Consider the following 18,554-nt stretch of genomic DNA (forward strand, 5'->3'; position numbering starts at 1 on the left):
GCCGGCCCCGGCGACCGCCAGACCGCGCCCGTGGGCGCCGCCGGAGCCCTCTCGTACGCCCTGCTCGGCGAGATCGGCGGGCAGCCCACCGCGCACGGCGCCCCGCAGGTCGTCGCCGTGGTGCTCGCCGCCACCCTCGCGGGCGCGATCGGCCGCCCGCCCGCGCGCGACCACCTCGCGCGCCGCCTGCTCACCACCGCCTTCGCCGCCGTCTGCTTCCAGCCCCTGCACCACTCCGGCGCCCTCGACCGCTGGCCCGGCCACGGCCCCGCCTACGCCTTCGTCCTGCTCCTCGTCCTCGCCCTGACCACCCTCTTCGACGCCGTCCTCGCCGCGGCCCTCACCCTGCTCCGCACGGGCGGCCCCTACGGCCCCGCCCTCCGCGACGAACTGCGCGCCCTCGCCGGCATCGGCACCGCGATCTGCGCCACCGGCATCGTCATGGCCCTCGCCGTGGGCGTCGCCGGGCTGTGGGCCCTGCCGGTCTTCTGCCTGCCCCTGCTCCTCACCCAGCTCTCCTTCCACCGCTACACCGCCGTGCGGGCCACGTACCACCAGACCATCGCCTCCCTCGCCCGCTCCACGGAGATCGCGGGCCACACCCCGGCCGGGCACGCCCGGCGCGTCGCCGCCCTCAGCCGGGCCACCGGACGCGAGCTCGGCCTGTCCGAGGCCGGGCTCACCGTTCTGGAGTACGCCGCACTGATGCACGACATCGGTCAGCTCTCCCTCCTCGACCCCGTGCCCGCCGGGGCCACCGAGCCCCTGCCGCCCGAGCAGCGCCGCCGCATCGCCCTCCTCGGCGGGGCCGTGGTCCGCCGCACCGGCGTCCCCTCCGACGTCGCCGTCGTGGTCGAGCGCCAGGCCGACCCGTACCGCGAGCAGCCGCTCGCCGCCCGCATCGTCCGCACCGTCAACGCCTACGAGGACCTCGTCGGCGAGCGGGGCTGCGGGCCGTTGTGCGCCCTGGAGCGGCTCCGGCTCGACACGGCCCGCGAACACGACCCGCAGGTGGTGGCGGCCCTGGCCGGCGTGCTCGCGCGCGGGGGCGGACCGGGGGTGCCCGACCAGCGGCAGGACCAGAGGTAAGAGTCCGGTCAAAGCGGGAGTACCGCGGTGAACCCACGGGTAATGAGCGGGCGTCCAAAGGGGCATGGTTGGATGCGAAGAGGAGAGCAGAAGAAAGAGGGCGAGAAACCGCGGAGACGACGGGGGGCGTCGGGCGCGTCGCCGCCTCCGGCACGGAGGTGTGACGGGCGCGACTTCCCGGAGCGAGTGAGATGTGGCAGGTTGTCGTCAGGGAGGACGGCGGCCTTCACCTGGGTCATCCGGCGTGGTCGCACGCAGAAACCGGCAGGCGGGAATCGTGAGGATCTTCGGCAAGGTACGGCACCGGCCTTCCGCCTCGTGGCGGCAGGCCACCGACCGTGCCTTCACGCTCATCGGCGACGGCCGGTACGAGGACGCGGGCGCGCTCCTGACCCGCGCGGCCGACATGGAGCCCTGGCTCTCCGAGTCGTGGTTCAACCTGGCGCTGCTGCACAAGTTCCGCCACGACTGGGAGCAGGCCCGCGCCGCCGGGCTGCGCGCCGTGGCGCTCCTGGACCGCGAGGCGGGCGCCCCGGACTGGTGGAACGTGGGCATCGCCGCCACCGCCCTGCAGGACTGGCCGCTGGCCCGCCGCGCCTGGCAGGCGTACGGCCTGCGGGTGCCCGGCGAGGGCACCCCGGCCGGCGAGCCCGTCGGCATGGAGCTGGGCAGCGCGGCCGTCAGACTCTCGCCCGAGGGCGAGGCGGAGGTCGTCTGGGGCCGCAGGCTCGACCCGGCCCGGATGGAGGTGCTCTCCATCCCGCTGCCCTCCTCGGGCCGCCGCTGGGGCGAGGTCGTGCTGCACGACGGCGTCCCGCACGGCGAGCGCGTCACCGCCGCCGGGCCCGCCTACCCCGTCTTCGACGAGATCGAGCTGTGGGCGCCCTCGCCCGTGCCCACGTGGGTCGTCCTGCTGGAGGCCGCCACCGAGGCCGACCGGGACGCCCTGGAGCGGCTCGCCGCCGACGCGGGCTTCGCCGCCGAGGACTGGTCCTCGTCCGTGCGGCTCCTGTGCCGCACGTGCTCGGAGAGCCGCATGCCCAGCGACGAGGGCAACGGCGAGCACCTCGATCCCCACGACCACAGCGAGCCCGGCCACCCCGGCCCCCTGGGCCACCGCACGGCCGGCTCCGGCTCCCTGTGGGTGCCCGAGCGCGAGTGCGGCATCGCCGCCCCCGCCGGGCTGGTGCGGGGCCTGCTGGACGGCTGGGTGGCGGACAGCCCGGACAGCCGGGAGTGGCGCGACCTGGAAGAGGTCTGCTGAGCACTTCCGCGGAGCCGGGCACCTCCGCGGAGCCGGGCACTTCCACGGACTCCCGGCGCCGCGGGCGGGGACCCGTACCCTGTACAGGACATCCTTTTGGGTTCTGAGAGAGGCACGACGGCGGACATGTCGCAGCAGTCGCAGCAAGAGACCGACCAGCAGGTGGACGGCGAGTTCATCGTGGACACCGAGGACTGCGAGGCGCGCGAGCTCGCGCACCGCGAGCGCGGCACGTCCCGCCCGATCACCGTCGTCGGCAACCCCGTCCTGCACCGCGAGTGCAAGGACGTCACCTCCTTCGACGACGAGCTGGCGCAGCTGATCGACGACATGTTCGCGAGCCAGCACACCGCGGAGGGCGTCGGCCTCGCCGCCAACCAGATCGGCGTCGACCTCAAGGTCTTCGTCTACGACTGCATGGACGACGAGGGCGTCCGCCACGTCGGCACCGTCTGCAACCCCGTCCTGGAGGACCTCCCGGCCGACCTCCGGGTTCTGGACGACTCCAACGAGGGCTGCCTCTCCGTCCCCACCGCCTACGCCTCCCTGGCCCGCCCCGACTACGCCGTCGTCCGCGGGCAGGACGCGAAGGGCAACCCGATCCGCGTCCAGGGCACCGGCTACTTCGCGCGCTGCCTCCAGCACGAGACCGACCACCTCTACGGCCGGCTCTACATCGACCGCCTCTCCAAGCGCGACCGCAAGGACGCGCTGCGGCAGATGGAAGAGGGCACCCCGCGCTACCCGGTCGTCGCCAACGACTGACCTCGCGTACGACGCAAGCACGTGTGGCGGGCTCCCCCTGGGGCGCCCGCCACACGTGTGTCTTAGGAGCCGCCGGGGAAGTCGGAGGCCTCGAAGATCCGGCGCACTTCGACCTCGCCCTCCCGGAAGGGAATGCTCCGGGCCCACTCCAGGGCCTCGTCCATGGAATCGGCCCGGATGATCCAGAAGCCGGCGATCAGACTCCTCGCCTCGCCCCCGAAGGGTCCCTCCGTGACGACGGGCGGGCCGTGCGAGTACGTCACGCGCGCGCCCTCGGAGCTGGCGCGCAGCCCCTCGGCCGCGAGCATCACTCCGGCCTTCTGCAACCGGTCGTTGTAAGCGCCCATCTCGGCGAGCTCCTCCGCGGTCGGCAGCACGCCGGCCTCGGAGTCCTCGCTCGCCTTGACGATCATCATGAAACGCGGCATCGCGTGCCTCCCGTCCGTCCGGAACCACTGGGTTCCCGGACCGGAGACACGCGATGCCGCGTACGCGCGGATTTAACCCGCGAGGATCAGAACTCGTCGTCGAAGGCGACCGTGCCCTCGACCGCCACCTGGTACGCGGACGCGCGGCGCTCGAAGAAGTTGGTCAGCTCCTGGACGTTCTGCAGCTCCATGAAGGAGAACGGGTTCTCCGAGCCGAACACCGGGGCGATGCCCAGGCGCTGCAGGCGCTGGTCGGCGACGCACTGCAGGTACTCGCGCATGGACTCGGTGTTCATGCCCGGCAGGCCGTCACCGCACAGGTCGCGGGCGAACTGCAGCTCGCACTCGACGGCCTCCTTCAGCATGTCCGTGACCTGCTGCTGGAGCTCGTCGTCGAACAGGTCCGGCTCCTCCTCGCGGACGGTGTCCACGACGGAGAACGCGAAGTCCATGTGCATCGACTCGTCGCGGAACACCCAGTTGGTGCCGGTCGCGAGGCCGTGCAGCAGACCGCGGCTGCGGAACCAGTACACGTAGGCGAAGGCGCCGTAGAAGAACAGGCCCTCGATGCACGCGGCGAAGCAGATGAGGTTGAGCAGGAAGCGACGGCGGTCGGCCTTCGTCTGCAGGCTCTCCAGCTTCTCGACCTCATTGATCCACTTGAAGCAGAACTGCGCCTTGTCGCGGATGGAGGGGATGTTCTCCACCGCGTCGAACGCGGCCGCGCGCTCCTCCGGGTCGGGCAGGTAGGTGTCGAGCAGCGTCAGATAGAACTGGACGTGCACGGCCTCCTCGAACAGCTGCCGCGACAGGTAGAGGCGCGCCTCGGGCGAGTTGATGTGCTTGTACAGCGTCAGCACGAGGTTGTTCGCCACGATCGAGTCGCCGGTCGCGAAGAACGCGACGAGGCGGCCGATCATGTGCTGCTCACCCGGGGAGAGCTTCGCCAGGTCGGCGACGTCCGAGTGGAGGTCGACCTCCTCGACGGTCCAGGTGTTCTTGATCGCGTCGCGGTAGCGGTCGTAGAAGTCCGGGTACCGCATGGGACGCAGGGTCAGCTCGAAGCCGGGGTCGAGCAGGTTCTTCTGGCGTTCGGCGGACATTACTGGCAGGCCTCGCAGGACTCGGGGTTCTCAAGGGAGCAGGCGATGGCGTCCGCGTCGGGCGCGGCCTGCTGCACGGGGATGGTGGCGGGAGCGGCGGCACCGCCGGACGCCGCGCGGGCGATCCGGGTGGCCGGGCGCGAGCGCAGGTAGTACGTCGTCTTGATGCCCTGCTTCCAGGCGTACGCGTACATCGAGCTGAGCTTGCCGATGGTGGGCGAGGCCATGAAGAGGTTCAGCGACTGGCTCTGGTCCAGGTACGGCGTACGGGCCGCGGCCATGTCGATCAGGGCGCGCTGCGGGATCTCCCAGGCGGTGCGGTAGAGGTCGCGCACCTCCTGCGGGATCCAGCGCATGTCCTGGATCGAGCCGTTGGCCTCGGTCATGGCCTCGCGGGTGGTGCGGTCCCACACGCCGAGCTGCTTGAGGTCCTCCACCAGGTAGGTGTTGACCTGCAGGAACTCACCGGAGAGCGTCTCGCGCTTGAAGAGGTTGGAGACCTGCGGCTCGATGCACTCGTACACGCCCGCGATGGACGCGATGGTCGCCGTGGGGGCGATGGCGAGCAGCAGCGAGTTGCGCATGCCGACCTCGGCGATGCGGGCGCGCAGCGCCTCCCAGCGGTCCTCCCACGCGGCGACGGCGTTGGGGTAGTGGTCCGGGTGCAGCACGCCGCGGGCGGTGCGGGTCGCGGCCCAGGCCGGGTGCGGGCCGTTGCGCTCGGCGAGGTCGGCGGAGGCCTCGTACGCCGCGAGCATGATCCGCTCGGAGATCTTGGTGGACAGGGCCTTCGCCTCGGCCGAGTCGAAGGGCAGGCGCAGGCGGAAGAAGACGTCCTGCAGGCCCATCAGGCCGAGGCCCACCGGGCGCCAGCGGCTGTTGGAGCTGCCGGCCTGCTCGGTCGGGTAGAAGTTGATGTCCACGACGCGGTCGAGGAAGGTGACGGCCGTGCGGACCGTGCGGTCCAGCTTCTCCCAGTCCATCTCGCCGTCGGCGCCCAGGTGCTGGGCCAGGTTGACCGAGCCCAGGTTGCAGACCGCGGTCTCGCCGTCGTCCGTGACCTCGAGGATCTCGGTGCAGAGGTTCGAGGAGTGGACGACCGCGCCCTTCTCGGCCGTCTGGTTGGCGGTGCGGTTGGCGGCGTCCTTGAACGTCATCCAGCCGTTGCCGGTCTGCGCGAGGGTGCGCATCATGCGGGCGTAGAGCACGCGCGCCGGGATGGTCTTGACGGCCTTGCCGGCGGCCTCGTAGGCGCGGTAGGCGGCGTCGAACTCGTCGCCGTAGAGGTCGACCAGGTCGGGCGTGTCGGCCGGGGAGAACAGCGACCAGTCGGCGTCGGCCTCGACGCGGCGCATGAACTCGTCCGGGATCCAGTGCGCGATGTTGAGGTTGTGGGTGCGGCGGGCCTCTTCGCCGGTGTTGTCGCGGAGCTCCAGGAACTCCTCGATGTCGGCGTGCCAGGTCTCCAGGTAGACGCACGCGGCGCCCTTGCGGCGGCCGCCCTGGTTGACCGCGGCGACGGAGGCGTCGAGGGTGCGCAGGAACGGCACGATGCCGTTGGAGTGGCCGTTGGTGCCGCGGATCAGCGAGCCGCGGGAGCGGATGCGCGAGTACGACAGGCCGATGCCGCCGGCGTGCTTCGACAGCCGGGCCACCTGGTGGTAGCGGTCGTAGATCGAGTCCAGCTCGTCCAGCGGGGAGTCCAGCAGGTAGCAGGACGACATCTGCGGGTGGCGGGTGCCGGAGTTGAAGAGCGTCGGGGAGGACGGCAGGTACGAGAGGGTGCTCGTCAGGCCGTACAGCTCGGCGACGTCGGCGAGGGCGCGCTCGGAGTGGTCCTCGGCCAGGCCGCAGGCCACGCGCAGCAGGAAGTGCTGCGGGGTCTCGATCACGTCGCGGTGGATCGGGTGGCGCAGCAGGTAGCGGCTGTGCAGGGTGCGCAGGCCGAAGTAGCCGAAGCGGTCGTCGGCGCCGTCGGCGAGGGCCTTCTCGACGAGCGCGTCGAGGCGCTCGGCGTGGGCGGCGACGAACGCGGCGGTCTCGTCCGCGATCAGGCCTTCCTTGTGGCCGACGGCGACCGAGGCCGAGAAGGAGGTGGCGCCCTGGCCGGCGGCCTCGTCGGCGATCGCGCGGGTGAGCAGGCGCGCGGCGAGGCGGGAGTACTCGGGCTCCTCGGCGATCAGACCCGCGGCGGCCTCGGTGGCGAGGGAGCGGAGCTCGGCCTCGTCCGAGGTGGCGCTCCGGCCCCGCAGCGCGGCCGCGGCGACCTTGCCGGGGTCGGTGGCGGGAAGGTCGGCGGTGAGGTCGGTCAGGGTGCGCAGCAGCGCGGTCCCGGGGCCGCCGGTCGCTTCTTCCGCAGTCGCTGAGACCGGATCGGCGGGCGCGATGGTCACTGAGGCTCTCCCTCGCTCGGCTGGGTGGGCCGGCGGGGAGAGCTCGACGGGCCGCGTACGGGCATGCCTGATGCGCAGGGCATGCCTCGTAGGCGTCCGCCGGCCCAACCCGCGAGGCCCGGACGAATTCAACGCCCATAGCCGAGCCCAGGGCAGGCTCGGTGGAGGGCGGCTGCCGGCAGGTACTCGGACTCCTGCATGCGCGGCTTAACGGCATACATGCACCGTTGCGGGACAGTTCCGGATTTCCACCGGATTCCCCTGCGACGACAGCGAGGACGAGCATACATCTAGTGCCGCCCCCCGCACGCGCCCCCACATGTTGTGTCGCGCGGTAAGCGCATGGGTCGGAATGTGTTATCAGGCCCCGGTGTTGAGGGTGGGATCGCAGGTCACGCGCGGGTCGCCCCGGGGTCTTCCGGGGGCCTTCCGCGGGCCGGGGCCGGGCCTCCGGCGCGGGGCGCGGCGAAGGGCCGCCACGCCCCCTGGAAGGGTCGTGGCGGCCCGGTCGGCCTCACGGGCCGGGAGGCCCGCCGAAGGTCGCTCTAGTGCCCGCCTGGGACCCCTGCGGTGGCCGGCGGGAGCTCCCGCTGGACCCCCGGGTCGCCGGCGTCCGCCGTGTAGTCGGCGGCCGTGGTCTCGTCCACGCCCTCCGGCGCGCCGAACGCCTTCAGGACGATGGTCAGGACGATGACGACGATCACATTGAGCACGAAGGCGGTGAGCCCGATATAACCCTTTTCTCCGATAAGGGGGATGAGGTTGGTGTTCCCGAAGTGATCCTGCGTGGCGCTCGGCGTGTCGTACGCCTTCCAGGTGCCGTAGACCATCCCCGCTGCCCAGCCGGCCAGCAGGGCCCAGCGGTGGAACCAGCGGGTGAAGAGCCCGCCCACGAGCGCCGGGACCGTCTGCAGGATCCAGATGCCACCGAGCAGCTGGAAGTTGATGGCGACCGTCTTGTCCATGGTGAGGACGAAGACGAGCGCGCCGACCTTCACCAGCAGCGAGGCGAGCTTGGAGACCTTCGCCTCGTGTGCGGGCGAGGCGTCCGGCTTGATGAAGTCCTTGTAGATGTTGCGGGTGAAAAGGTTCGCGGCGGCGATCGACATGATCGCGGCCGGCACCAGGGCACCGATCCCGATCGCCGCGAAGGCCACCCCCGTGAACCAGTCCGGGAACATGTTCTCGAATAGCTGGGGGATCGCGAGCTGGCCGTTCTTCACCTTGATGCCCGCGGCGATGGCCATGAAGCCGAGCATCGCGAGCAGACCCAGCATCAGGGAGTACAGCGGCAGGATCGTCGTGTTGCGGCGGATGACGTTGCGGGATTTGCCGGAGAGAACGGCCGTCACCGAGTGCGGGTAGAGGAAGAGCGCCATCGCCGAGCCGAGCGCGAGCGTCGCGTACGCCCACTGCGCGTCCGGGCCGCTCACCAGCGCGCCGCGCGGCTTGCCCGTCTCCGGGTTCTTCACCGCGAACGCTTCGCCCGCCTTGGCGAAGATGTGGTCGAAACCGCCCAGTTTGATGGGGATGTAGATGATCGCCACGATGATCACGATGTAGATCAGCGCGTCCTTGACGAAGGCGATCAGCGCGGGCGCCCGCAGCCCGGAGGAGTACGTGTACGCCGCGAGCACGCCGAACGCGATCAGCAGCGGCAGGTCCTTCATGAACCAGTTCGAGCCGCCGCCCACGCCCAGCACGTCCAGCACCGCCTGGATGCCGACGAGCTGCAGCGCGATGTACGGCATCGTCGCGAGGATGCCGGTGAGCGCGAGGGCGAGCGAGAGCCCCTTGGACCCGAACCGGCCGCGGACGAAGTCCGACGACGTCACGTAGCCGTGCTTGTGCGCCACCGACCACAGACGGGGCAGGAAGGTGAAGACCAGGGGGTAGCAGAGGATCGTGTACGGCACCGCGAAGAAGCCGGCCGCGCCGCCCGCGTAGATCGCCGCCGGGACGGCCACGAAGGTGTAGGCGGTATAGAGGTCGCCGCCGAGCAGGAACCACGTGATCCAGGTGCCGAAGGACCGGCCGCCCAGCCCCCACTCGTCGAGGTTGTCCGCATTCTCCGCGCGCCGCCACTTCGACGCCATGAAGCCCATGACCGTCACGGCCAGGAAGAAGAAGATGAAGACGGCGAGCGCCACGCCGTTCACGCCGTCCTTCACCGCTGCTCACCCGCCTTCCGGATGCGCTCGTGGCGCCGCACGATCACGTACGCGGCGACGGTGAGCAGCGTGGAGATCGGCACCCACAGCATCTGGTACCAGTAGAAGAACGGGATGCCGATGAAGGCGGGCCCGGTCCGGGCGTAGGAACTGACCCACAGCATCGCGGCGAAAGGGAGCGCCAGGCACAGTCCCGCCACGGCCAGGGGCGCGGTGACGACCGCCCTCCTGCTGCCGCCCTCCGGTGGTTCCGTCATGGTGGTGACTCCCCCCTGTGTGATCACTGCGTGATGCGCAGGAAATCTAGGCGAGGGTCGGCCGCGCGTCACCCCCCGTCCGCATATCGGTATGGCAACGTCACGTGACGCCGGTGGGGCGGTGTTACGAGCCGGAGAAGTGGGGTTTTCCCGCGAGGAGTTCCGCCGCGGCCTGTCCCGAGACGCGGGTCGCCCCGTGCGTCGCGAGGTGCACGGCTCCCGGCGAGCTCGTCCCGGGGACGCCCATCTCGACCACGACGGCGTCGGGCCGCGCGCCCAGCAGCCGGTCGAGGGCGGCGGCCATCCACGGATGGCGGGCGGCGTCGCGCACCACGGCGACGAGCGGCTTGCCGGCGGCGGGGGCGAGCACCTCGCGCTCCAGGACGCCCGCGTCCGCGGTGAGTTCGTCCTGGGTGAGGCGTACGGAGGTGGCGCCGGGCCGCAGCTCGCGCAGCGGGGCCGCCACGCCCCACGGGGTCTGCCGGTCGATGGCCAGGGTCGAGGACGGGGCGAACTCGGCCACGTGCGGGTCGGCCGGCAGCGGCAGGGCGCCGTCCGCGCCGCCCACGACCCGCATGGCGCGGCGGGCGGCGACGAGCCCGATGCCGGAGGGCCCGGCCGGGACGTCCGCCCGGTCCGCCGCGTGCGCCCGGAAGCGCTCCCCGGACCAGGCGGCGAACTCCGCGACCCGCGCGGCCGCCGCGGCCAGCCGCTCCTCCGGCAGGACGCCGTCCCGGACGGCCGCGGCCAGCGCGGCGGTCAGCAGCTCGGCGTGCTCCTCTGCCGCGTGCTCGCCGCCGACGCACACCGCGTCCGCCCCTCCCGCCACGGCCCGCACGCTCGCGCCGTCGATCCCGTAGCGCGCCGTGACCGCCTTCATCTCGATGCCGTCGGTGACGACCAGGCCGGTGAAGCCCAGCTGCCCGCGCAGGAGGTCCACCAGGATGCGGGGGCTCAGCGTGGCCGGCAGCTCGGGGTCGAGCGCGGGGACGAGGAGGTGGCCGGTCATCACCACCCTGGCGCCGGCCTCGACGGCCGCGGCGAAGGGCGGCAGGGCGGTCGCGGCGAGCTCCTCGGCGGAGGCGGTGACGCGCGGCAGGTCGAGGTGGGAGTCGACGGCGGTGTCGCCGTGCCCGGGGAAGTGCTTGGCGCACGCCGCGACGCCCGCGGACTGCAGGCCGCGCACCCACGCCGCGGTGTGCCGCGCGACCAGGTCCGTGCCGGCGCCGAACGAGCGCACGCCGATCGTCGGGTTGCGCGGGTTGGAGTTGACGTCGGCGCTGGGCGCGTAGTTGAGGGAGACGCCGGCCGCGTGGAGCTCGCGGCCGATGTCGCGGGCGACGGACTCCGTCAGGCCGGTGTCGTCGACCGCGCCGAGCGCCAGGTTTCCGGGACGGGACGCGCCCGTCCAGGCCTCCAGCCGGGTGACGTCCCCCGCCTCCTCGTCGATCGCGATGATCAAGTCGGGGTTCTCGGCGCGGAGTTGCGCGGTGAGGCGGGTGACCTGCTCCGGGCCGGCGATGTTGCGGCCGAAGAGGACGACGGACGCGAGCCCGTCCTCGGCGATCCTGCGGCGCACCCAGTCCGGCGCCGTGGTGCCTTCGAAGCCGGGCTGGAGCACCGCGTGGGACAGCCGGCCGAGCCGGCCGCCGCGACCGTGGGAGAGCATGGCGGGTACCTCCTGGTGCGATGCGGTGCCGCGCTGCCGCGGCGCCCGGACAGTCGGATATTGGACTGTACCAATGGGGGTGTCAAGGGCGTGCCGAGGCTTCTGAACTGTTGAAATGCCCCTCCGCTTGTGGTGAGTTGAGGATCGACTTGTGAACTCCGATGCAGAAGGGGATCACCTTGCGCCGCTACGCACTCGTGGGCCGCCGTGAGATCCGGTTGTCCGACGACGCGCCCGTGCCGGTCCCCGGGCCCGGCGAAGTCCTCGTCCGCGTCGCCGCCTGCACCGTCTGCAACCGCAGCGACCTCGCCTACTACCACCACTACGGGCTGCGCGAGCACTGCGCGCAGGGCTGTTCCGGGCACGAGATCTCCGGCACGGTCGCGGGCGCCGGCTCCGGCGCCACCCGCTTCGCCACCGGGCGGCGCGTCTTCGTCCGCACGCCCCTGACCACCGGCTACGCCGAATACGCGCTCGCCCGGGAGGTCCGCGTCGGCGCGCTCCCCGATCACGTCCCCTTCGAGCAGGGCGCCATCCTGCAGCTGCTGCCGCCGGCCGTGCACGCCACGCGCGGCGTCCGCCTCGGTGACCGCGTGGCGATCGTGGGACAGGGGCCGGTCGGCCTGATGGCGCTCCTGGCGGCCGCGGCGCGCGGGGCCTCGCACCTCACCGTCATGGACCTCGACGACTGGCGGCTGGAGCGCTCGCGGTCACTGGGCGCGGACGAATGCCTCCGCCTGGACGGCAGCGCGGCCGCCCTCGCGGAGGCGGGCGAGGGCGCCTTCGACGTGGCCGTCGACGCCGTCGGCACGCCCACGACGCTGGAGGCGTGCGTGGGGCTCGTGCGACAGAACGGTCTCGTGGTCCTGCTGGGCACCCACCACATCGACACCCGGGTCGGCATCGACCTCGTGACCTGGGAGGGGAAGGGCCTGCGCGTGCACAGTTCCGCCGAGCCGCACGACGTCGCCCGCGCGGAGGCCACGGCCGTCGCCGAACGCCTGGCCGCCGGCCGCACCGGGCGCCCGCACCTCGGCGACCTCCTCACCCACGTCCTGCCGCCGGCCGAACTGCCCCGCGCCATCGGCCTGCTGTCGGCCAGCCGCTCCCTGTACCCGGACGGCGAGCCCGCCCCGTACGCCGGGCCACCGCCGAAGGTCCTCAAGGTGGCGGTCCGGCCGTGAGGTGGGCGGTCGCCGGCTACGGCGACGTCGTGCGGCGCCGTGTGCTGCCCGCCCTGCGGGCCCTGGGGGAGGAGCCGGTCTACGTCTGGGGCCGGGACGCGGGCCGCGCCGCCCGTACGGCCGCCGAGGAGGGGGTGCCCGCGGGCGGCGACGACCCCGGCCGGCTGACGGCGGCCGACGCGGTCTACGTGGCGACGCCCGTGGCCGGTCACGTGCCCGTCGCGCTCCACGCGGTGCGGGCCGGCTGCCACGTCCTGGTCGAGAAGCCGCTGGCCGGCGCGCTCGGCGGCGGAGGCGCGCTGGCGGAGGCCGCGGCCGCGGCCGGGCTGTGCGCCGGAGTGGCGTACTACCGCAGGCTGGAGCCCGCGGCGCGGCAGCTGCGCGAGGCGCTCACGGCGGGCGCGCCCGCGCGCGTGCAGCTCACCTTCTGCGCCCCCTTCGACCCCGCCCCGGACGACCCCGAGCACTGGCGCACCGACCCGGCCGTGGCGGGCGGCGGCGTGCTCGCCGACGCGGGCAGCCACCGGCTGGACCTGCTGCTGTCGGTGCTGGGGCCGCCGGTGCGGGTGGGCGCGCGGTTCGGCCTCAGGTTCCCCGCGGGGGCCGAGCGGCGCGCCCACGTGACGCTGGGCTGGGCCTCGGGCACGTCGGCGGAGTGCCGGTTCGCCTGGGCCGAAGGGTCCGAGCGGGACCGGATCGAGGTCGCCTCCGGGGGCCGCTTCCTGACGCTGGACCCCCTGGACGCCGGGCTCGCCCCCGAGCCGCACGCACCGCTGATCGCCGACTTCACGGCGGCGGTACGGGAGGGGAGGGCGCCCGCCTGCCCGGTGGCGGACGCCGTGCTCGTGGACGACGTCATGACGACGGCGTGCTGGGCGGCGCGGTTCCGGAATGCGTAGTACGGGTTCCGTAATAGCTCGTGCACAGTTCCGGAACAGGTAAAGGAGTGCTGCCGGGTAAGGGCGGGAGCTGCGCCCCTTCCCACCCCAAGTGACCCGCTCAGTCCGCTATTTACGGAAAATTTAAGCTGTCACACGTAGGTAATGTGCGGGTAAATTAAATGTCGCGGCTGCCGTGCAGACTCGATGTGCACGGCATGCCCGCCTGAACGCTGAACGCTGAACGCTGAACGCTGAACGCCTGACCGAATGCTTGATCCGACCACACCGCGCCCCGCGCAAGCACCGAGGGCGCAGGAGGCAGACCAACATGCAGACACTCATCGACAACGCCCGTTCGTTCGCCACGCACGTCGCGGAACACGCGGACGCCTTCCGGGCCCTCGAAGCCGGCCAGAGCCCCGAAGTCCTCTTCGTCACCTGCTCCGACTCACGCGTCATCCCCTCCCTCATCACGGGCGCCCGCCCGGGCGAGCTCTTCGAGCTGCGCACCGCGGGCAACATCGTCCCCGAGTACCACAGCGGCCGGCCCGCCGGGGAGACGGCCACCATCGAATACGCGGTGCGCGTGCTGGGCGTCCGCGACATCGTCGTGTGCGGCCACTCCCACTGCGGCGCGGTGAGCGCGCTCGTGCGGGGCGACGACCTCTCCGCCGCCCCCGCCGTACGGGGCTGGCTCGACCACGCCGCGCCGGACCCCGTGCGGGGGGCCGCGCCGGACGCCCCGGCGGACCTCGCCGGGCCCGTGCAGCAGCACGCCGTGGCCCAGTTGGAGCGGCTGCGCGCCTATCCCTGCGTCCGGGAGCGCCTCGGCGAGGGCACCCTCTCCCTCCACGCCTGGTACTACGAAGTGCACACCGGGGCCGTCAGCGCGCACCGCCCCGGGCGCGGCGGCCGAGCGCCGTTCGGGCCCCTGTGACGCGGCCCGCGCCCCACGATCCCCGACCGCTCCCCGAGGAAGAACCCTCATCCGCCATGCGCACAACCCTCAGAACCCTCAAGCCCCTCGCATCCCTCAAGGACGCGGGCGCGGTGCGGTGTGACGCGCTCGCCTCCCTCGTCGTCTTCCTGGTGGCCCTGCCCCTGTGCGTGGGCGTGGCCGTCGCCTCCGGGGTGCCCGCCGAACTCGGCCTGATCACCGGCATCGTCGGCGGCCTGGTCGTGGGCGCCCTGCCCGGCAGCACCCTCCAGGTCAGCGGGCCCGCCGCCGGCCTGACCGTGCTCGTCTTCGAAGCCGTCCAGCAGTTCGGGCTCGGCGCCCTCGGCGCGCTCGTCCTGGCCACCGGCCTGGTGCAACTCGCCCTCGGCGCACTGCGCTTCGGGCGGTGGTTCCGCGCCATCTCCGTCGCGGTCGTCCAGGGCATGCTCACCGGCATCGGGCTGGTCCTGCTCCTCGGCCAGCTCTACACCATGGCCGGCCGCAAGGCCCCCGGCTCCGGCCCGGCGAAGATCGCGGGCCTGCCGGGCCTGCTGTCCGCCGTCGCCACCGACCGCGCGGCACTGACCGCCTTCGCGGTCGGCGTCGGCACCATAGCCGTCCTGGTGCTGTGGAAGCGGCTCCCGGCGAAGGCGCGGGTCGTCCCGGCGCCCCTCGCGGCGGTCGCGCTGGCCACGGCGGTGACCGCCGCGGCGGGCCTGGACACGGCCCGCGTGGAGGTGCAGGGGCTCGCCGACGCCGTCCGCCCGCCCGGCTTGGGCGACTTGGGCGCGCTCGCCGGCGTGTCCGCCCTCGGCACGGTGCTCGCCTTCGCGCTCATCGCCTCGGCGGAGAGCCTCTTCAGCGCGGCGGCCGTCGACCGCATGCACGACGGCCCCCGCACCGACTACGACAAGGAGCTGATGGCCCAGGGCGTGGGCAACACCGTGTGCGGCGCGCTCGGCGCCCTGCCCATGACCGCGGTGATCGTCCGCAGCGCCGCCAACGTCCAGGCGGGAGCCCGCACCTCGCTCTCCCGCGTCCTGCACGGCCTGTGGCTGCTGCTCTTCGCGGCCCTGCTGCCGGCCGCGATCGGCGTCATCCCGCTGGCGGCCCTCGCGGGCGTCCTCGTCCACGCGGGCTGCAAGCTCGTCCCCGTCAAGGAGCTCGGCCCGCTGTGGCGCGAGCACCGCGGTGAGGCCGTCGTCCTCGGCGTCACGGCCGGGGCGATCGTCGCGACCAACATGTTCGAGGGCGTGGTGCTCGGCCTGCTGCTCGCCGTCGTGAAGACGGCGTGGGAGACCTCGCACGCCCACGTCGCCACCCGCGAACTGACCGGCGGCAGGCTGGTCGTGACGGTGACCGGCAACGCGACGTTCCTGCGGCTGCCCAGGATCCTGGAGACGCTGGAAGCCCTCCCCAAGGACAAGCCCATCGAGCTCGACCTGACCGGCCTCCGGCACCTGGACCACGCGTGCCGCACGGCCCTGGAGAGCTGGGCGGAGCGGCACCACGACGCCGGGACGGAACCGGTGCTCCTGAGACCGATGGCAGAAAAGGTGGGAATCTCGTCATTGTGACGGAAGTGTCGGGCCCCGCATGCTGATCCCGTCCGCGCAGTCGCGCGGACGGTCAGCGGTCATGGGGGAGTTGACACATGCGGACGAGTACGGGACCCCGCCGGCGCGGTGTGCTGGGCACGGCGGTGGCCGGCGCGCTGGGGGCCGCCACCGCCGGGATCGCGGCGGCTCCGGCCCACGCGCGGACGGCCGCCGGAGGCGACGCGCCGCGGACCGGTGAGCGCCTCGTGGCGATCCTGCTCTACGACGGGTTCACCGCGCTCGACGCCATCGGCCCGTACGAGGTGCTGTGCCGGGTGCCCGGGGTCCGTGTGGTGACCGTGGGCGTCCGGCAGACCGGCCCGGTGCGCACGGACACGGGCGAGCTGAGCGCCGTCGCCGAGCGCACCCTGGCGGACGTGCCCGCCGCCGACGTCCTGCTGATACCGGGCGGCGGCGCCCGCGGCCAGTCCGCGGCCGGCGCCGACGGCGCCGTCCAGCGCTGGATCCGCCGCGTCGACCGCGGGTCGGTGTGGACCACGTCGGTCTGCACCGGCTCGCTGATCCTCGGCGCGGCCGGGCTGCTGCGCGGGGTCCCGGCGACCACGCACTGGGCCGCGCGACCGCTCCTGGAGGAGACCGGCGCCGTGTGGACGCAGCGGCGCTTCGTCGAACACGGGAAGATCATCACGGCGGCGGGCGTCTCGGCCGGCATCGACATGGGCCTCCACCTCGCCTCGCGCCTCGCCGGCGACGACGTGGCGCGGGCGGTGCAGCTCGGGGTGGAGTACGACCCGGCCCCGCCGTTCGACAGCGGCAGCGCGGAGAAGGCTGACGAGCGTACGAAGCAGCTGGCGCTGAAGCTGCTGAACGACGCGTCGTCGTGATGCTGAACGACGCGTCGTCGTGAGTGCATGAGGGGACGTCAGAACCCGTCGTCCCCCGACCAGTCCCGCAGCCGGCGCGGATCCGCCCGGTCGCCGCGCCGGACGAACCGTACGTCCACGGACAGCCGCATCGCCGGCGTCCGGTTGTCGAGGGACGCGCGGACGATGTGCGGCAGATGGGCGGTGACGTCGCCCGCCGCGTAGTCCGCCCACAGCCGGCGGCGGCCCAGCGCGCGGGCCGCCCGCGCGCCGCGGTGGAAGTGGCGGAGGACGCGGCGCGGCAGCATCACGGACGGGCCGCCCAGCAGCGCGTCGGCCACGGCCGTGAGGGCGGGGGACGCCAGGAACCGGCGAAACGTTTCGGAGCGGACGAACGCGTACGCCGGGTGGCCCGGCACGCCGTGGGGCGGGAGCCCCGGCGGCACGCGACCGGAGAAGACGCCCTCCCGGGGCGTGGTCCCGGGCGCGAGCAGCACGGGGTCGCACACCGCGAAGTACGCCTCCCGCAGCCGCAGGACCTCGGTCCGGTCCAGCACCCCGCGCAGGTACAGGCATCCCTCCGCCGCCGGCCGCTCCCGCGCCCGCTCCGGGCGGCCGAGCAGGTGCCCGCTGTCGCGCAGCGGCCCCGGGACGAACAGGGTGCGGTCGCAGAGGCCGAGGGGCAGCCCCTGGGAGGAGACGAACGGCATTAGGACACGCCTTCGACCTCGTCGCCGTGCTCGTTCCCCGCGTCGCGCCACGGCCTGACGTCCGCCACGCCGTCCCACGGGAACCACGGGTGCGGGCCGGTCCGCACCGCGCTGTCGCGCTCCAGGAGGTTCGGCAGGAACAGGTCCTCCAGGAGCGTCGTGGCGCGCACCCGCCCGCGTTCGCCCACCGCCACCTCGCGCCACGGATCGCCCGGATCGGTCACCGTCAGGACGGCGAACGGCGGCGGCAGGTGGTACGAGCGCGACGACGTGCCCACCGGCTCGGCCTGCAGGGCGTGGCCGACGAGCGTGTTCCCGTAGGTGTCGATCCACTCCACGCCCTGCAGCTGCTCCTCCCTCAGGTACTCCGCCTCGGCGGGCGTGCACGACGTGCCGCCCGTGCACACGGCACGCAGCCCGTACGCGCTCACCGGCTTCGGCAGCCGCATGGCGAGCGCGAGCAGCAGCCGCGGCGTCGTGAACAGCAGCGTGGGCCGCTCCGCGGCCAGCAGGGCCTCGGTCTGGGCGACGAGATGGGCCGTGTACGCGTCCGCCTCGCCGCGGGCGCGCAGCTCGGCCTTGACCCAGCGCGGGTCGAAGTCCACGGCGAAGACCGCGCCGTGCCAGCTGTCGGCCAGGCCCTCCACGAAGTGCCCGTACGCGTGCGGCCCGCCCGGCGTCACCGCCAGGACGTCGCCGCCCGCGACCCCGCGCGCCTCCAGCAGCGTGCGGTAGATCCGCACGTCGGCGTCCAGCCGGGAGACGTTGACGACCCGGCACGGCGGCCCCGTCGTCCCGCCCGTCTCGAACACCCGGAACGGCCTGCCGCGGAAACCGCGCGGCAGCAGGTCCCGGGCGAGCGCCCGGCGCAGCTCCTCCTTGTCGAACAGGCCGAAGAGCCTCAGGTCGGCGAAGCCGCCGACGTCGTGCAGCGGATCGAAGCCCAGGCCCGCGCGGCGGCCGAGCCAGAACGGCGAACCGGTCGCGGGGGAGAAGTGCCAGCGCATCATCCGCCGGGTCCACTCGTCCAGACCGGTCCGCAGCTCCGGCACCCGGTCGCACATCGCCTCGAAGAGCACTCCCGTCACAGCGCGCCTCCCCGCGGCCGGTGGACGAACGACGACCCCGCGGCGACGGCCGCGGCCACGGCGGGCGACGCGGCCGGCACCGCCGCGAAGGGGAACGGCACCTCCCGGCCGACCAGCGGGTGCCCGGGACCCGCACCCGGCCCCAGCAGGGCGAGCGCGGGCAGCGCGTACTCCGCACCGCCGGCACCGCGCG

The 18,554-nt window shown here is 73.3% G+C and carries 17 protein-coding genes and 1 riboswitch; of the genes, 8 read left to right on the forward strand and 9 right to left on the reverse strand.

Annotated elements, in window-relative coordinates:
* The 3 genes from B7P34_RS29695 to def form a co-directional block, all read left to right on the forward strand.
* A partial coding sequence (locus B7P34_RS29695) for an HD-GYP domain-containing protein (protein WP_106681283.1) occupies positions 1-1,089 on the forward strand: 1,089 nt, incomplete at its 5' end.
* 277 nt (positions 1,090-1,366) lie between these two features.
* A complete protein-coding gene (locus B7P34_RS29700) occupies positions 1,367-2,353 on the forward strand; it encodes a tetratricopeptide repeat protein (RefSeq protein ID WP_030366244.1) in 987 nt (328 codons plus the stop codon).
* A gap of 126 nt (positions 2,354-2,479) precedes the next feature.
* Positions 2,480-3,118 (forward strand): peptide deformylase, encoded by a 639-nt coding sequence (def, locus tag B7P34_RS29705; RefSeq protein ID WP_106681284.1) that lies wholly within the window; start codon positions 2,480-2,482, stop codon positions 3,116-3,118.
* A gap of 62 nt (positions 3,119-3,180) precedes the next feature.
* Here the strand turns inward: def and B7P34_RS29710 are convergent, their stop codons facing one another.
* The 6 genes from B7P34_RS29710 to B7P34_RS29735 form a co-directional block, all read right to left on the reverse strand.
* Positions 3,181-3,546: a YciI family protein gene (locus B7P34_RS29710; protein ID WP_106681285.1), complete on the reverse strand. Its 366-nt coding sequence runs from the start codon at positions 3,544-3,546 to the stop codon at positions 3,181-3,183.
* A gap of 86 nt (positions 3,547-3,632) precedes the next feature.
* Entirely contained in the window at positions 3,633-4,649 is a 1,017-nt protein-coding gene (locus B7P34_RS29715) for a ribonucleotide-diphosphate reductase subunit beta (protein WP_106681286.1), read from the reverse strand.
* Positions 4,649-7,042 carry a ribonucleoside-diphosphate reductase subunit alpha gene (locus B7P34_RS29720; RefSeq protein ID WP_106681287.1) on the reverse strand — a complete coding sequence of 798 codons (2,394 nt, stop codon included), beginning with the start codon at positions 7,040-7,042 and terminating at the stop codon, positions 4,649-4,651. The genes B7P34_RS29715 and B7P34_RS29720 overlap by 1 nt, the downstream gene beginning before the upstream one ends.
* A gap of 172 nt (positions 7,043-7,214) precedes the next feature.
* A riboswitch (adenosylcobalamin-variant (AdoCbl-variant) riboswitch) is annotated at positions 7,215-7,315 on the reverse strand.
* 272 nt (positions 7,316-7,587) lie between these two features.
* Entirely contained in the window at positions 7,588-9,213 is a 1,626-nt protein-coding gene (gene mctP, locus B7P34_RS29725; protein WP_106681288.1) for a monocarboxylate uptake permease MctP, read from the reverse strand.
* Positions 9,210-9,470 carry a DUF3311 domain-containing protein gene (locus B7P34_RS29730; RefSeq protein ID WP_106681289.1) on the reverse strand — a complete coding sequence of 87 codons (261 nt, stop codon included), beginning with the start codon at positions 9,468-9,470 and terminating at the stop codon, positions 9,210-9,212. The genes mctP and B7P34_RS29730 overlap by 4 nt, the downstream gene beginning before the upstream one ends.
* A 124-nt stretch (positions 9,471-9,594) precedes the next feature.
* Entirely contained in the window at positions 9,595-11,139 is a 1,545-nt protein-coding gene (locus B7P34_RS29735) for a glycoside hydrolase family 3 protein (protein ID WP_106681290.1), read from the reverse strand.
* 179 nt (positions 11,140-11,318) lie between these two features.
* Between B7P34_RS29735 and B7P34_RS29740 the strand changes: the two genes are divergently transcribed.
* From B7P34_RS29740 to B7P34_RS29760, 5 genes are all read left to right on the forward strand, one after another.
* A complete protein-coding gene (locus B7P34_RS29740; protein ID WP_106681297.1) occupies positions 11,319-12,323 on the forward strand; it encodes a zinc-dependent alcohol dehydrogenase in 1,005 nt (334 codons plus the stop codon).
* Positions 12,320-13,222 carry a Gfo/Idh/MocA family protein gene (locus tag B7P34_RS29745; protein ID WP_106681291.1) on the forward strand — a complete coding sequence of 301 codons (903 nt, stop codon included), beginning with the start codon at positions 12,320-12,322 and terminating at the stop codon, positions 13,220-13,222. The genes B7P34_RS29740 and B7P34_RS29745 overlap by 4 nt, the downstream gene beginning before the upstream one ends.
* Positions 13,223-13,532: 310 nt before the next feature.
* Positions 13,533-14,141 carry a carbonic anhydrase gene (locus B7P34_RS29750; protein ID WP_106681292.1) on the forward strand — a complete coding sequence of 203 codons (609 nt, stop codon included), beginning with the start codon at positions 13,533-13,535 and terminating at the stop codon, positions 14,139-14,141.
* Positions 14,142-14,197: 56 nt separating this feature from the next.
* Positions 14,198-15,718 (forward strand): SulP family inorganic anion transporter, encoded by a 1,521-nt coding sequence (locus B7P34_RS29755; protein ID WP_106681293.1) that lies wholly within the window; start codon positions 14,198-14,200, stop codon positions 15,716-15,718.
* Between the two features lie 77 nt (positions 15,719-15,795).
* The gene (locus B7P34_RS29760; RefSeq protein ID WP_106681294.1) at positions 15,796-16,584 is read left to right on the forward strand and encodes a DJ-1/PfpI family protein; all 789 of its coding nucleotides are present in this window, start codon (positions 15,796-15,798) and stop codon (positions 16,582-16,584) included.
* A 38-nt stretch (positions 16,585-16,622) separates the two neighbouring features.
* Here the strand turns inward: B7P34_RS29760 and B7P34_RS29765 are convergent, their stop codons facing one another.
* The 3 genes from B7P34_RS29765 to B7P34_RS37755 form a co-directional block, all read right to left on the reverse strand.
* Positions 16,623-17,273 (reverse strand): phytanoyl-CoA dioxygenase, encoded by a 651-nt coding sequence (locus B7P34_RS29765; RefSeq protein ID WP_106681295.1) that lies wholly within the window; start codon positions 17,271-17,273, stop codon positions 16,623-16,625.
* Positions 17,273-18,361, reverse strand: coding sequence for a hypothetical protein (locus B7P34_RS29770; RefSeq protein WP_106681296.1), 1,089 nt, complete (start codon positions 18,359-18,361; stop codon positions 17,273-17,275). Before B7P34_RS29770 ends, B7P34_RS29765 begins: the two co-directional genes overlap by 1 nt.
* Positions 18,358-18,554: hypothetical protein (locus tag B7P34_RS37755; protein ID WP_223268365.1), on the reverse strand; the 197-nt coding region annotated here is incomplete at its 5' end. The genes B7P34_RS37755 and B7P34_RS29770, both read right to left, overlap by 4 nt.

It is taken from the genome of Streptosporangium nondiastaticum (assembly GCF_003011965.1).
GTDB lineage: Bacteria > Actinomycetota > Actinomycetes > Streptomycetales > Streptomycetaceae > Streptomyces > Streptomyces nondiastaticus.

Excerpts from the sequence above, each read along its gene's own strand:
- def (WP_106681284.1), top strand. The coding sequence starts at position 2,480 with ATGTCGCAGCAGTCGCAGCAAGAGACCGACCAGCAGGTGGACGGCGAG.
- B7P34_RS29710 (WP_106681285.1), bottom strand. The coding sequence starts at position 3,546 with ATGCCGCGTTTCATGATGATCGTCAAGGCGAGCGAGGACTCCGAGGCC.
- B7P34_RS29715 (WP_106681286.1), bottom strand. The coding sequence starts at position 4,649 with ATGTCCGCCGAACGCCAGAAGAACCTGCTCGACCCCGGCTTCGAGCTG.
- B7P34_RS29730 (WP_106681289.1), bottom strand. The coding sequence starts at position 9,470 with ATGACGGAACCACCGGAGGGCGGCAGCAGGAGGGCGGTCGTCACCGCG.
- B7P34_RS29735 (WP_106681290.1), bottom strand. The coding sequence starts at position 11,139 with ATGCTCTCCCACGGTCGCGGCGGCCGGCTCGGCCGGCTGTCCCACGCG.
- B7P34_RS29750 (WP_106681292.1), top strand. The coding sequence starts at position 13,533 with ATGCAGACACTCATCGACAACGCCCGTTCGTTCGCCACGCACGTCGCG.
- B7P34_RS29755 (WP_106681293.1), top strand. The coding sequence starts at position 14,198 with ATGCGCACAACCCTCAGAACCCTCAAGCCCCTCGCATCCCTCAAGGAC.
- B7P34_RS29760 (WP_106681294.1), top strand. The coding sequence starts at position 15,796 with ATGCGGACGAGTACGGGACCCCGCCGGCGCGGTGTGCTGGGCACGGCG.
- B7P34_RS29765 (WP_106681295.1), bottom strand. The coding sequence starts at position 17,273 with ATGCCGTTCGTCTCCTCCCAGGGGCTGCCCCTCGGCCTCTGCGACCGC.